This window comes from Rhizosphaericola mali (assembly GCF_004337365.2).
In the GTDB taxonomy this organism is placed as follows: Bacteria; Bacteroidota; Bacteroidia; order Chitinophagales; family Chitinophagaceae; genus Rhizosphaericola; species Rhizosphaericola mali.
Genome location: NZ_CP044016.1, coordinates 2,157,631 through 2,172,421 on the forward strand (window position 1 = coordinate 2,157,631; position 14,791 = coordinate 2,172,421).

The following is a 14,791-nucleotide window of genomic DNA, read 5'->3' on the forward strand; positions in this document are numbered from 1 at the left end:
AAACTTAAATAAAATGGCATTATTAAATCCATGCTCAGTTACAGGTAGAGGCTCCAATACAGGAGTAGAATGTGGCAAGACATTAGGCGTGCCTGCTGGTATTATCATGGTGCCAGCAAATGCAAAATGGAGTTTAGCAGATATGCAAGATTTTGCTGCATATATACAAACTAAAATCCATGCTGCAGCTTCACAAAGGTGGTATCCAGTATTTACGGACTTGAAAAATTTTGAAGTTACCCAGGACTCTGACACTCAAGAAAACTTTGCCGACGGTACGAATAAAATGATCCGTTTGGGTGGTTATACTTTGACGTTTTCATTCTTGGAAGGTGGCGAATGTTTAGCAAAATCCTTGCTTTCATTCAACAAAAAAGGATATCGCTTTATAGTTGTCGATGTCGATAGCCAATTTAAAGTTCGTAAGAATGGCGATGGATCATATTCAGGATTGAGAGTAACGGATCTTTATGCACCTTCTCCAAACTTGAACACATTAGCCGCTTCTTACATGAATCGCATCATTGCAAGTATTTCAGTTGATGAATACATAGAAAAAGCTGAAATCTTCTTGAATGATACTGATTTGACTGAATTGAACGGACTATTGGAAGTAGAATTGTCTTCTGTTGCCGCTCCAACAGCTACAAAGTTGACCATTTCCGCAAAAACAGAATGCGCTGGAACTGATTTATATGATGAGTATGCAGACGCTTTAGCTGTTGTTGATGCTTGGAAAGTAACAGATTCAACTGGTGCAGATGTAGCAATTACAGCCGTTGCGAAAAATGACACATTGAAAGCTTGGGAATTAACAGGAGCATTCACAGGAACTATCAAAGTTTCTTTAGTTGCACCTTCTGTATTACAAGCAACTCCAATTTCTGTTGATGGCTTTGAATCTGAGACGCTATCAATAACACTATAATCAGGAAATTTTAAAACTATAAAAGAGCCTGTACAAGATGCAGGCTCTTTTCGAACTAAGAAGATGCGAAAATTAAAATTTGAACAGCCAAAATGTGCTCCATGTAAGCAAGTGGATGAATTCCTTGAAGAACAAGGGATTGAAGTTGAACATATCAATGCTTGGGAAAAACCAGAGATAGCCAGTAAGTATCGTGTAACCTCATGTCCTACAATAATCGTTTTGGACAATAACAATGTAGTTGCTCAACGAATAGTTGGTTTTAAACCTGATGAAATCAAGCAATTAAAATTTATGTAAACCGCCCGTAAATAATGATCCAACTTTTCAACGAAAATAATACCGATACTTTATCACGTCTTCAAGATGAAAGCGTGGATATAATTCTTACCGATCCGCCGTATTTGTATTTAAAAGGGCAAAAGCTTGAACGCCCATTCGATGAAAATAAATTCTTTTCTGAATGCAAGCGTGTACTTACAAAAGACGGATTTATAGTCTTATTTGGAAGAGGTGAATCTTTTTATAGATGGAATACGATTTTAGCAGATATGGGTTTCAAGTTCAAAGAAGAAATTGTTTGGGACAAATTATATACATCTAGTCCAATGATGGCACTATCAAGAAAACATGAAACAATTTCAATTTTCACTAAAGATAGTGGGGTAATAAATAAAGTTAAAGTTTCTTATATAGAATCAAGATTACATGATGAAGATTCAATAATTAAGGATTTAAAAAAAGTAAAAACCGTATTAAGTAACAGAAAAACACTCGAAGCTGTTGAGGATTATTTAACAAAAGGACAATTAACATATGATGGCGATTATGTTTCTTCAACAACTATAACAAATGGCAAGAGACGAGTTAATAGAGTTGTAGCAGTAATTAATGCGATGGAAGTAGGTATGAATGAAAAATCTATAATCAAACAAGTTCGTGATCATTATTCCGCAATCCATCCAACTCAAAAACCAGTTAGATTATTGGAACGTTTATTAGCACTGGTTTTACCAAAAAAAGAGCGTGAAAATATTACCGTTGTAGACCCGTTCGGAGGTTCATTTTCTACAATGGAAGCTTGTATAAATATGGGCGTAAACGGAATTTCTTGCGAAATAGACAAAGAATATTTCGAGGATGGGAAAGAACGGATTGAAACTAAATTGAAAGAAGTTAAACAAATATCACTTTTTAAAACATCATAAAACCGCCCGTAATCGGTTAGACGGGATTTAATAAATATGGAACAAAATAGAAGATTTAATCTTTCTGAATTTACAGAAACTGAAAAAGCGATAAATAACGCAGTTCGTTTAATAGAAAAAAAATTGCCGCCATCTGTAAAAGCGACTAAAGCAGGAGTATTATTAAGCAGCACCTTAGTTCTTGTCCAAGATGTTTTATTAGGAGATGAAGGAACTATTCCCAATACTGTTACAAAAGAACAAGTAGCAGACAATATGCAAGATGTTGAAGTTCGTACTATTCAAGAATTTGACAAACCTGTTACCCATGTCACTGTAAGGATGAAAAATGGATTTACAGTTCGTGAGAGCACAACTTGTGTTGATCCTACAAATTATAGTGAAGAAATTGGCGCTCAGATTTGTTTGGAACGAATTAAAAATCAAGTTTGGTTTCTGCTAGGTTTCTTATTGCAAGAGTCATTATCAGAGGTAAAATCTTTTTAAAGCAAATTATTGTACAAAAATGGCAATTTATAGTACGTTTTTAGAAACTTTTATTACGAATTGCCATTTTCTAAACCTATAAAATATGATTATATCAACTTTAGGATGGATTCATCTAGTAATTATTATAGTACTTCTGTATATGTACGTGCAAAGCAAATTTTCAAATTATAGAGATGAAAAGCTGCAAAAGAGATACGTTAAAAACATTAAAGTATTTGCTGGTTTTTTTAAAAATAACATCTATTGGCTTAGTAATCCCAAATACGAAAAATATAGAAAATTGTGCGAATTTATAGCCAACGAAATGGAGGAACGCCAACGTATAGGCGGCGATACTCTGAGAAATAAAATTGATGAAATAATTGAATCATAGTCAATATAAATTCTATTTTTATTAAACTACACATTTTACCGAAAATTATATAGAACCAATTACACAAATCATTAAAAATTATATAATCATGGAAGAAATTGGACAAGGAATCGATACAATTGACAATTTGAGAGCAGGATTGGACTTACCACTACCTCCACAAATGCATATTGAACAACTTAAAATTGCTCTTACGGAATTAAGCGAAAAAATGAAAGCTGGTTACCAAGATGTTTTTGGAGAGAATCCTTGGGATTAATACAAATTGTCTTAAAAATTATAACAAAAAATATTAAAAATTATTCCAAATGGATGATAGCAGCAATATAGAAAAGCCATTTACAGAAAAGGAAAATGAAGTAATGGAAAGTCTTATAAAGGCTCATGGCTCTTATATAGAACTAGAAAGAACACATCCATCCGACTTAGGTGATTGGCTGTTTCATATTCACGCCTTACAAAATATTTTATCCATGAGAATCCTTCAAAGAGATTATCCACAATATTTTTTCACCAAAAAATCATAAATCATGAATCAAGGTATTGAAATAGTGGCAATTGCTAGTAGTGTTTTACCAATAAAACAAATTCATTCTACCATAGAATATCATGCTGAACAAAAAAAACATGACCCATTTGAAAGAGAGAAAGAATATTCTATTGGTTATGTAGAACCTATCAATTACCAATATTTTCCACTTCCATTGAATTATATAAATGGAAAAAGATTGCCCAAGCGTAAAAACAATTAAAAATTATTCCAATGAATACAATCCAAATAGACATCTACAACATCAATTTAGAGGAAGCGGCAAAGGTAAAAAGCAAAGCTGCATTATTAAAGGATCAACGTTTTTTCCATAATCATACAGGTAAGGAAAGGCAAGACTTAGTTGAACAGCTTTGGCAAAAAGTCAATCCAACAGTTGAAGAAACTACTCCTGAAATTGTAAAACCAGAAACAAAGCAAGAAAATGGCACTGAATCAATTGCAGAATCTAATACAGAGCCTGAGCAAATTTGATTTCGAAACAGAACAAGAACGAATTGTTTCGGATAATAAAGATTTGCTAACCACATTTCTTACGAATCAATTGTCTATGGGTTTGGATGGTAACGATGAAAACATTCAACCGCAATACGCTCCATTTACAATTGAAATTAAAGAGAAATATGGTCAAGGATTGGGCGCAATTACAGATAGGGTAACATTCTTTATGACTGGGGCATTTTATCAAGGTTTGCAAAGTAGCGTCGGTGCTGGTGTGTTTTCTTTTACTTCTCCAGTTTCGTACTTACAAGATATAATTAATAGATCTGGGCAAAAGGTATTAGAACTCAATATTCATAGTCGAGAAGATTTCGGAAACGATATACTATTTCCAAAATTCAAAGAAGTATTTAAGCAAAAAACAACATTAGTAATATGATTATTTCCTCAGCTTCAAAATGTATGATATCAACATTCATGGAAGTCGCTTTTGACAAAAACTTAAAGGCGCTGATCATAGATGGTTTTGAGCATACGGAACAAGAACTCGTTGAAGCATGGGAAAATATTCAAATGGAATATACGGATTGCGCCAATCTAGCTAAACCAGAGATTAATTCTCTAACACAACAATTTTATTTGTTAGACGCTCGGTTAAAGACAATACCAATGTTGATCGATATTGAAAGGCAATCAATCAAGCATTTCAACAATCCATTTTTGCCAGCATTTCCATATTTCCAAAAGTTCTCATACCGATTGCATTGGAGCAAAGAAAGTGGCGATCTAAAGGAATTTGAAAAGCAATTACAAAGGATTGAAGCCAAAGAAAAACGATACAAAGTAGAATTTGATATCGTAAATGAAAAGCTTACTAAAATGTTGGATGAAAATGCTCCAGCCCTTAATGGCCAGAAGAACTTAACAGAATCAAGGCGTTCATTTATCCGTATGCTGAATAGTATGAGGTCATATTGTGGCGATATTCCCAAAACGGCTACAACTATGGAGGAATTGGGCTTAATGATTAAAGACTACAACGATTATTTGATTAATAAAAGAAATGAAAATGCAAGAAAACGATAGCATCCAAAAGCAAAACATTGCTGCATTAAGAGCATCAGTTAAAAATGTTGAAGAGCATTTAAATAATAGGCAAAAAAATCCAAAGATCGTTACTAAATCCCTCGGTGAATGGATTGAAAGTATTGAAGGTAAAACCACATTGGAAATAGCTGAATCATTTAAAAAAATACACGATTATTTATGTACTCTTGATGAATATAACAGATCGTTAGAAAATATGATTATCAAATTTGCCAAACTTATAGAACCTGCAAATGAAGTAGTCGAAAAATATGATAATTTGAAAATAGTTGCAGAATCACTTTTCCCTAAAAACTAAATACTATGGGCGCTCAAAATATAATTGACTTAGGGTTTGATGTTGACAAATTAGATAACCAGAAACGTAAGATTCTAAGTGATTTAAAAGAGGTTTTTACGGATGTAGCAAAAATGTCTGATACTCGTATAGAATTGAAATTTGCAGATAGTTCTCTTGAAATTAAAAAGACTATACAAAAGTTAAAAGGCGATTATGATGCAGTAAATACATCTGTCAATAAATTTAATTCAAATATACTTGCTCAAGCCGATGCAGCAAATAAAGCGGCGGAAGCAAATAATCAGAATGCAGAAGCTTTGCAAAGAGTTAAAGCGGCTATGGATTCTGTAAATAACACAAAATCTACAGGTCAGAATACTAGCAATAGCAGCGGCTCAGACAACTCCTCAACGGATCAAAATACGACGTCAACCCAACAAAATACATCCGCCAAACAAGAAAATATTACTGTAACTATTACTAGTACCGCGGCAAATAAAGAAAATGCACAATCTGCCTATGAATCGGCTCAAGCATTTAGGGCTGGCATGGATGAAGTCGTTTATAATGTTGGTGCTTATCAGCAGTTGCAACGGCAATTAACAGCTGTACGTGAGGAAATTAAACAAGTTAGTGCAATTCAAGCTTCATCAGGAGAAGAATTAGCTAATAAAAGAGATCGTGTTGCAGAATTAACAGTAAAGGAAAAGGAATTGCAAGCCACGATGCGAACTACTTCTCAATTAATCAATGCACAAATCAAAGATAATGTTGCCGCTGAGGGTAGTTACGATCAATTGCAAGCTGTTTTGCTTCAAATGGATAGAACTTTCAAGCAATTATCTAAAACAGAAAGAGAAAGTGAAACAGGAACTACCATTTTAAAAAATATGCAATCTGTTGATGAAGAACTCAAGAAAATAGATGCATCAATGGGCGTTTATCGTCGTAATGTAGGTAATTACGCCAGTGCTGTTTCTGGTGCATTTGGACAAACATTTGCGCGTACTGTTCATGCTGGATCAGAGGCATTAATGGGTATGTCTCGTGGTGTTAATGCGCTTGCTATCGACCTTCCAAATCTTATACAAGAGTTTATGGAAATGTCCAACGCCCAAAAGCAAGCAAAGGCATCTGGTGGCGAATATTTGACCACTATGCAACTATTGAAAGCTGCTTTTAATCCTTGGACAATTGTATTGCAATTAGGTATTATGTTATTGGTGAAACATGGTGCTGAACTTTGGAATTGGGCTACAGGCGCGGAGGAAGCAAAAAAGAAAGCTGAAGAGTTGAAGAAAGCGCAAGAAGAATTAAACTCCGCCTACAAGGGTTCAATGGAAACATCTGCTCAATCCATTGCGAAACTCAAAGAACTCGCAACTACAGCAGCGAATACAAACCTTCAAATGTCCACTAGGCTTGCAGCCGTTAAAGCAATGAAGCAAGAATATCCAGCTTTACTTAAAAATTATAGTGATGAAGATTTATTGAGCCAACAATTTACAAAAACGCTTAAAGGATTAGTTGAACAATTATGGGCAGCGGCTAAAGCTCGTGCATTGGGAGCTAAAATTGAAGTTTTGGCAAAACAAGATTTAGATAATATTGACAAAGGATCTGTTGCTTTGAGTAAATTATGGAAAGCCAGAGATGACTATAATAAATCAGCAGCTAATAGTCGTAATATTCAAAAATCATTAACAGCTGATAATAATACGATCCAAGCATACCGAGATGTAGAACTTAGAGATTTGAAAAATTTAAAAAAGGCAGAACAAGAATGGAACGATGCAAAAATGAAAGGCGCTAACAACCAAATTCAAGCCAATAAATTACTCAATGATCAACAAATAGAACTTGCCAAAGCTGGAGATGCTGCAACCGATGCTGTAACTACTGGCGGTGGTAAAACTGGCAAAACTAAAGATACAAGTTCAGAATATAACAAAGATATAGAAGCACAAAGAGCTGCCAATGAAAAGAAACTTCAATTGCAAGCCGAATATTACAAGTCAATTTCTGATTTAGAGATTGCCAATATTGATACTCGCAAAACAGCTTTGGATAAATGGAACGATATCGAAAAGAAAATCATTACTAACAATCAAAAATATAAATTATCCGAAAAGAAATTGAGCGATGGTGAGATTCAAAAAATAAACCAAGAGGCTGTTACTGCTTTATGGAAACAAGATAATGCCTATGCCAAAGCCGGACTACAAGTATGGACGTCCTATTTAGCAAATCGTCAAAGAGTTTTAACCGAATTGAATAAACTGCAAGCGGAACTTACTACCAGTATAAATAATAGTCCTGTTGAAGGTAATACCATGCCAACTAGATCAGGTATTTTAAAAACTGAGCAATCCAACTATGAAGAGAGAATAAGAGCCTTAGAATCCTTTTCTATATCTCGTAATTTGAAATTAGAGACCATGTATAAAAATGGTCAAATTACCCAAGAAGAATATCAAAAAAGGTCTTTAGAAAATACAAAATTAGATATTCAAGAACAATTAGATGCAACATCTGCTTTATATAAAAACCTAGTTGATAAAGATGCTGTCAAGGGTAATGAACAATATATAGATGATTTAATTGATAAAATACACAAATTACAATTAGAACTCAAAAAACTAAAAGCTTCACAAGGCAATGGAGAAGATTTTGTAAAAATAGCAAATGCACTTTCTAAGGTTGCAACCGCAACAGAATGGGTAACAGATAAATTGTCAACTATCAATGGAATTAAATACGATAACCAAATTACTGAAATTGAAAATCTAGAAGCAGCTCAGCAAAAGAGATATGAAAAAGAAGTTACACAAATAAATAACTCAACATTATCCGAAACTGACAAAGCCAATAAATTAAAAATACTTGAATCGGAAAGACAAGCACAATCTGAAGAAAATGACCGTAAGCAAAAAAAGGCAGAAGTTGAAAAGGCAAAATTTGATAAAGCTATGAGTATCGCAAATATTGTAACTAATACAGCTGCTGCAATAATGAAAACATTTGCAGAACTAGGATGGCCAGCAGGTATTCCTGGTGCCGCACTAATAACAGCAACTAGTGCTGTTCAATTAGCGAAAGTCATTGCTACCAAAATTCCAGAATATGCGGAAGGTACAGACAATCATCCAGGAGGTCCAGCAATAGTCGGTGAAGGTAAAAACAAAGAATTGGTACAAATGCCTGGTGGGAAATCGTTCATTGCAGACAAACCAATGATGATGAATTTACCAAAGTCAACAAAAGTATTGCCACTCGATGAAAAGGTATTTTCTCTTTATGCCAATAATGCAAGCGACTATTTATCGAATGGTGTTATTTCCATGACGGAAAGATCTCAAGCTATGGATCAAGCGCAAAACTGGAATATCGCAAAATGGCAAGTAAAACAAATGGAGAAAATGTATGGTAGAAATAATCAAAACATCATCAATCGAGTAAGTACCAAGGTTGATTTTGGTTGGATGTCTTATGTTAATAGTAAAGTATTTGGTAAAAATAAAAGAGCATGATTCCTAAAAAACGATTTTTATATTTCATAACTGACGCTTCCAATAGGAGCTGCTATTTTGATGGTTCTGCTATTCAAAAAACGAATATACCAACTCCATTATCAAATACTCCAGACGGCTGGAAAGATGTCGAGATTGCATTTGGAACAAACGACACCTATTTCTCATTACAAAGATCCTTTACCGTTCCTTTAAAATTTGTTGGTGATGGTGCTAAAGTATTGCGTTATTATATGCAAAATGGCAAAGGATATGAGGAGGAACTGTACATTGTTATTCTGAAATGGGCGCAAGATACTGGCATTTACAAACTTGAATATAAAGGACGAATTGATTTAAGTAAATACTCCGATGATCCAAAAGAAGGTGTTACCTTAAACGCTATTGAAGGTGGTATTTTAGATTATCTTTCTTCACGTGCTGACACGGCTTATGACATCCTTTGCGACACCTACGCAACGGATTATAGCAAGGTTGAGTTTGACGGAACATTACTACTTGATAGATTTTACTATCAGCAAACGGAAGATGGAACTACTCAATACTTAACTGGATATAAATTCTTTTACTCTATTCCGACTGTGTATGAAAAAAACGATGGAGATTCCGTTGGTGTAACTTACAATGATTCTACTCTATTTACTGGATATACTGGCGCAAAAAATGCCAACTTCCCTAATGCGGCTGAAATGTATAATGGGGAAGACTTTATCTTTCAATCTTTGCAAGAAGATATAAAAGTAAATATCAATGGAGTCCTTTCTGTTCAAATGATTTACCAACAAGCAAGTTATAATTCAAATTATGTAAATAACAGAGTCTACGGATTTTCTATTTTAGTTACTTGGCCATTGCTTGATGGATCCGGTTATGATATGAAAGAATATGAAATACAAAAACAGATTCTTTTAAGTAAATCTCAATTAGTTGGTTTTAATCTCAGTCAAACTATTGATGTTCCTGTAAATGGAAAAGTGTTTTTGATGATGAAGACCACTGGAGCGTCAAATGGCTATTCCATGCCAATTGGTGTTCAATTCAAACAATCAGATTTCACATTATCATTCAATTCAAAAGCAATCAATTCTTCGTCGGTTGTACTTTCTCCATTGCAGTTACTCAAAGCAATAGTCAATAAAATGACTGATGGAAAATTCACAGCGGAAAGCAATTTCTTTACACAAAACGATAATATTGTTGCAACTTGTGGAGATTCTATTCGTAACACAGCTTATTCATCATCCTTATTGAATTACTACCTAAATACTTCATTTAACGATTGGTTTCAATCCTATAATTCCATTTATAATTTAGGATTCAAGGTTATTGATAATGTACTTTGGGTTGAGCCAAAAGCGGATTTATACGGAGGTGATACGATCTTGGATATTGGGGAGGTATCTTCTATTTTAGTCGAAACATGTACCGACTATTTGTGTAATACAATCAATTCTGGCTATCCAGCACAGGACTATGACGCCAAATCTGGTAAGTATGAATTTAATTCAGAAGCAGTTTGGACACTGCCTGTTACAACAGTTGAAAAAAACTATGATATTCGGTCAAAATATCGCGGTGATGCATTTGGTATTGAATTTATACGCGCAAATCTTACTTCTACCTCTAGTTCATCTGATACAGACACTACAGATAATGAAGGCGATACACAAGTATTTCTGATTAATACCGAAAAGACGGATACATACAAAACATTCTCTCAATCTGCGAGATTTTCAAACAGTGGTTATATTTGGTTTCCTTATTCATTAGATACAGAATTAGATCCACAATATCCACTGCTATCCTACTATCAAAAAGTATTTTCTGCTAGTAGAAAATTTACAGTTTCTGGATCAGCAAATAATAATGGTTCATTCTATTCACTTGGAATAAATGGAGTTGGTGCAATCGATGAATCGCAAAAGATTGCTGGCATTTCAGTTACACAAAATGTAATTGACGAGACAGCAACTTTAATTACAATCACATTTGATAATCCATTGAGAACCATTAGACGCGCTAATTATACATCAATAAATGGCGTATTGGATAATACGGTTTACAATGTAGAGGACATGACACCAAAAAGACAAGTTTTGGCTCATGGAAATTATCTAAGATCGTTATTGTATCAGTTACCTTCGGATTCCATCACTTTATCAAGTAAGGATAAAAACCAAAATCTTGTTACTATTTTGAATGGAAAAACGATTTCAGAAAATGCAAGTGAGATTGTCAATTCCTTAGCAGATCCTTTATTTCTTCCATATATTTTTGAGTTTACCACAAAAGTTCCTTTGACATTTACAGAACTTTTCAATGCAGCGCCCAAAGGATTGATTAAATTTTCCTACAATGGACATGATTTATATGCATTGCCAATAGGTACAATGAAATATAAACCGGCTACAGAAGAAACCCAATCCTGGAAGGTTCTATGTTCTGCCAAAACAGAATTAAACACATTATTCAATTTATCCGATTCTGGATTATTAATAACAGAAGGTATGCAAAATTCATTATTCATTTCTGATTTGAATCCAGTGCAATTTATTAGATATGGGTTCACTTTAAATGCTAAATATCATACGGCTAATGCCTACAAATTGCCATTTAGGGAACGTATTACAAGATTTATGGAACAACCTAAGTATGTACAGAAATGGCAAACAAACGATACAATCAATTTACAATTCATTACTTATGGTTTACCGACGTTAGAAATTCAAATACTTGATCATGAAAGCAATGTTGTTTCTACTAAAATGGCGGCTTACATTGATGATACAGCACTCACATCACCATATCAAAAACAACAAATATCCATTCCATTAGGTGATTTTGAGGAAGGAATTTATGTTATGGCTATTATGGCCAATGGTACGTGTTTGGCATATTCTGAATGTATGAATATTGCAGAAGATTGGCCAGAAACATTACTTTTTGAATATTACAATAGTTTGAATCGATTGAATGGATACTTTGCGAGTTGGAGACCATCGTTACGATGTGAAGGTTTACTCATGCCAACACAACCGGAAAGTGAATTTACTACCTATCAAGATGATCAGGATAATAATCGAATGCTTTGGGGAATATCTACACCAACAAAGGTTTTATATATCGGAAATCAATATGGTGTTCCTGATTGGATGGCTTTAAAATTAAATGAAGTCCTATTGCTTGATCGCGTTGCAATTGAATCCGATTTATATGCAAAACAGTCTGATTCAAAATTCAGTGCGCAAGATATAGAAGGATATCCGATGTCCTATTATTCGATAACACTTTCTCAATATGGCAATAAAGCCGGTTTAGATATTTCAGATACTGTAATTGGAGATACAAACCAAACAGCGGTTTATACATTAGATGCTTCTGCTTTCGGTCAAGCGGAAGGTGTAATCTCAACAGAATTAAAAGAAGATTAATAATATGGCAGTTAATTTTAGTTTGGTCACTAGACCATATACAACAGAAAATACCGTAAAGGTTGCACTTTATAAAACAGCATCACCAACTGTTGTATATAAATCACAAGAATTACAAGGACCACTTGAGCAAACCGAGTGGGCTTTTCCTGGATTAGATATAGCCAACTACATCTGTAAAATATACGAAGTAACGGACGGATCTATAACACAAACATTTGATTCGTTTACAATCGTACCAGCTAACAAAGGAGCCTATTTGATGAAAGAATCCATTTGGGTTACTGCTGGTGTAACAGATGGATTTAATAGTGGTGTTGACACAAATACAATGGATGATTGGGCTGGTTGGGATATTATCGTCGAGCGTGAAGGTGGCGGAACAATGGTTGTAAATGATCAATATTTCTGGGATAAAACTTCTGGAACAATAACACTTGCTTATCCTGGCGATGCTTTTGGAGTTGGAGAAAGACTCTTTATTCAATTTGTACCTCAACAAACGGATGATTCAACGGGTGGTATTCCAGAAACATCTGGTTCTAGTATTGGATTTGGCACTTTGAAAACTATAAATGCTGATTATACGGTTTCAAGTTCTGATTTTGGCAATAAACTATTGGCACTAGATGGACCAGATTTGTTTGCAGTAACACTTCCAGATATAAATACGATTACACCAAATCAAATACTCTATATAGAGGTCGGAATTGGCACAACTAAAAACATTCAATTAAATACAGCATCTGGTCAAAATATTAGTTTTATTGATGGTGATCGTCAAACGCTTTATATAAATCAGAATGAATTTATAGCTATTTACAAACATCAAATTTCAACTACACAAGCAAAATGGAGGATTCATAGTTTTCAAGGAAACTTCTTGCAAGTTGGACTTGAATGTGCTAGTTATGGCTCAAATATAACTGGAGGATCTCCATTAAATAGAGTTCGCTTGGATGGTGCAAATTTGAATGTTAGTCAGTATGCAAGACTCTATAATGATTTTGTATTGAAACTTCCAACAAGTCAAGTAATTGACTATGCCAGTTGGACTACATCCGCTGCAACACAAGCAAAATATTCCTTAGCTAATGCAAACGGGATTTTCAGAACACCAAACCTTACAGGCCTATTTCTTAGAAATGCAATTAGTCCAGAAAGAACATCAGAGTTCCAAGCAACTCAGAACCTTTCACACTTCCATCCAATGACCGGTAATATCAATCCTTCAACGTCGGGAGAAGGTGGAATTATTGTAGGAAAGTTTACAGGTAAAGAGGCTATTAATGATGTGAATGTGCTAAACGGAACAGAGTATAGAACTATGGAATTGAATGGTGGAGACGAAGCAAGACCAAACAATTATGCAGCACTCAAATTTATATATGTATAATACTAATTTATTTAGCTTTTAAATACTAATTTTGTTAGCAAATGACAGGTAAAAATATTATTTCAGTTGATAGTATTGATTCCTTGAGAAATATTTCAGGGACTACAAATATTGTAGTTTCAGTTATCTCAAATAATAAATTAGTTTATTATACCTGGGATGATGCAAATACTACAGATGATGACACTACCATAATTAAGCCAAATTATTTCACAACTCAAGCCGGTAGATGGATACAAATTGAATCTCCAGGAGGAAGTAATATAGAACTTGGAACAGGATTAACTACGGATACTGATGGAAAAGCAACACTAGATTTATCTTCTACAACACTAGTACAACCTCAAATTCGAGCAGGTTTTTCAGTCAAAAAAAATGACGGCTCTTTGAACTTTACTTATAATTACCCTTACACAACAGGAGGATCCTACCAAATAGATAAGGGTTCACAGGTAGATATTACTTTATACTACAAATATCCTGGAGCGACAACAGGACAGGCTTTGCCAACATCCGTTACTGGTGATTTTAGTGTTTTGGCAGGGGCGGATACAGAAAGTGTTGTAGCAAATTTAAGTAGTATTGTGGCTTCCCGAACTTTACAAGTTATTTTGGCAAAGGCTAAAAGTGGCTTGATTGTCGTAAATAATCAAGTTCAATTTGCTAGCGGACAGGATACAACTTCCGCTGCAATATCCTTGAATTTTAAAGATCGTGTCTATTTTACAATGACAACTTTGTCTGATTTGGGATCTGGAAATTTTGACATGTCCACATTACCACAAGGTTCCGTCACAAATGCACAATTAGTTGATGGGATTTCCTTTCTATTTAGTGGTATTACAACAGGATCAGATCAATATGCTTATGTGATTTATCCGGCAGCTTTTGGTGATTTGAATAGTGTTATTCAGAATGATTCCTTACCTATTTTAGGTGCATTTACAAAAATGAGTAACATAAATGTTGCCAATAATTCAGGATTACTTGTTCCTTGTATTGTCTACCGATCAAATGCCGTAAATCCATTTTCTTCAGCAAAACTTCAATTTAGTTAA

Annotated in this window: 15 protein-coding genes; all 15 read left to right on the forward strand. The window is 34.3% G+C overall.

What is annotated here, in order from left to right:
* Positions 1-13: 13 nt before the first annotated feature.
* The 15 genes from E0W69_RS09410 to E0W69_RS09475 all read left to right on the forward strand — a co-directional run bounded on the left by E0W69_RS09410 (position 14) and on the right by E0W69_RS09475 (position 14,791).
* On the forward strand, positions 14-928 hold the full coding sequence (locus E0W69_RS09410; RefSeq protein WP_131329810.1) for a hypothetical protein: 915 nt from the start codon (positions 14-16) through the stop codon (positions 926-928).
* A gap of 63 nt (positions 929-991) precedes the next feature.
* Positions 992-1,228 carry a thioredoxin family protein gene (locus E0W69_RS09415; protein ID WP_131329811.1) on the forward strand — a complete coding sequence of 79 codons (237 nt, stop codon included), beginning with the start codon at positions 992-994 and terminating at the stop codon, positions 1,226-1,228.
* A gap of 14 nt (positions 1,229-1,242) precedes the next feature.
* Positions 1,243-2,136: a DNA-methyltransferase gene (locus tag E0W69_RS09420; RefSeq protein ID WP_131329812.1), complete on the forward strand. Its 894-nt coding sequence runs from the start codon at positions 1,243-1,245 to the stop codon at positions 2,134-2,136.
* A 36-nt stretch (positions 2,137-2,172) separates the two neighbouring features.
* A complete protein-coding gene (locus E0W69_RS09425; protein ID WP_131329813.1) occupies positions 2,173-2,622 on the forward strand; it encodes a Gp49 family protein in 450 nt (149 codons plus the stop codon).
* A 464-nt stretch (positions 2,623-3,086) separates the two neighbouring features.
* Positions 3,087-3,257 (forward strand): hypothetical protein, encoded by a 171-nt coding sequence (locus E0W69_RS20475; RefSeq protein WP_191968021.1) that lies wholly within the window; start codon positions 3,087-3,089, stop codon positions 3,255-3,257.
* Positions 3,258-3,306: 49 nt separating this feature from the next.
* Positions 3,307-3,525, forward strand: coding sequence for a hypothetical protein (locus E0W69_RS09430; protein WP_131329814.1), 219 nt, complete (start codon positions 3,307-3,309; stop codon positions 3,523-3,525).
* A gap of 3 nt (positions 3,526-3,528) precedes the next feature.
* Complete coding sequence (locus tag E0W69_RS09435; RefSeq protein WP_131329815.1) at positions 3,529-3,750, forward strand: hypothetical protein; 222 nt, start codon at positions 3,529-3,531, stop codon at positions 3,748-3,750.
* Between the two features lie 11 nt (positions 3,751-3,761).
* A complete protein-coding gene (locus E0W69_RS09440; RefSeq protein WP_131329816.1) occupies positions 3,762-4,022 on the forward strand; it encodes a hypothetical protein in 261 nt (86 codons plus the stop codon).
* Positions 3,973-4,428: a hypothetical protein gene (locus E0W69_RS09445; RefSeq protein WP_131329817.1), complete on the forward strand. Its 456-nt coding sequence runs from the start codon at positions 3,973-3,975 to the stop codon at positions 4,426-4,428. The genes E0W69_RS09440 and E0W69_RS09445 overlap by 50 nt, the downstream gene beginning before the upstream one ends.
* A gap of 23 nt (positions 4,429-4,451) precedes the next feature.
* Positions 4,452-5,075 carry a hypothetical protein gene (locus E0W69_RS09450; RefSeq protein ID WP_131329818.1) on the forward strand — a complete coding sequence of 208 codons (624 nt, stop codon included), beginning with the start codon at positions 4,452-4,454 and terminating at the stop codon, positions 5,073-5,075.
* Positions 5,059-5,394 carry a hypothetical protein gene (locus tag E0W69_RS09455; protein ID WP_131329819.1) on the forward strand — a complete coding sequence of 112 codons (336 nt, stop codon included), beginning with the start codon at positions 5,059-5,061 and terminating at the stop codon, positions 5,392-5,394. The genes E0W69_RS09450 and E0W69_RS09455 overlap by 17 nt, the downstream gene beginning before the upstream one ends.
* Before the next feature lie 5 nt (positions 5,395-5,399).
* Positions 5,400-8,906, forward strand: a complete 3,507-nt coding sequence (locus E0W69_RS09460) for a hypothetical protein (RefSeq protein WP_131329820.1) — start codon at positions 5,400-5,402, stop codon at positions 8,904-8,906.
* Positions 8,903-12,337: a hypothetical protein gene (locus E0W69_RS09465; RefSeq protein WP_131329821.1), complete on the forward strand. Its 3,435-nt coding sequence runs from the start codon at positions 8,903-8,905 to the stop codon at positions 12,335-12,337. The genes E0W69_RS09460 and E0W69_RS09465 overlap by 4 nt, the downstream gene beginning before the upstream one ends.
* A gap of 4 nt (positions 12,338-12,341) precedes the next feature.
* Positions 12,342-13,733 carry a hypothetical protein gene (locus E0W69_RS09470; RefSeq protein WP_131329822.1) on the forward strand — a complete coding sequence of 464 codons (1,392 nt, stop codon included), beginning with the start codon at positions 12,342-12,344 and terminating at the stop codon, positions 13,731-13,733.
* 41 nt (positions 13,734-13,774) lie between these two features.
* The gene (locus tag E0W69_RS09475) at positions 13,775-14,791 is read left to right on the forward strand and encodes a hypothetical protein (RefSeq protein ID WP_131329823.1); all 1,017 of its coding nucleotides are present in this window, start codon (positions 13,775-13,777) and stop codon (positions 14,789-14,791) included.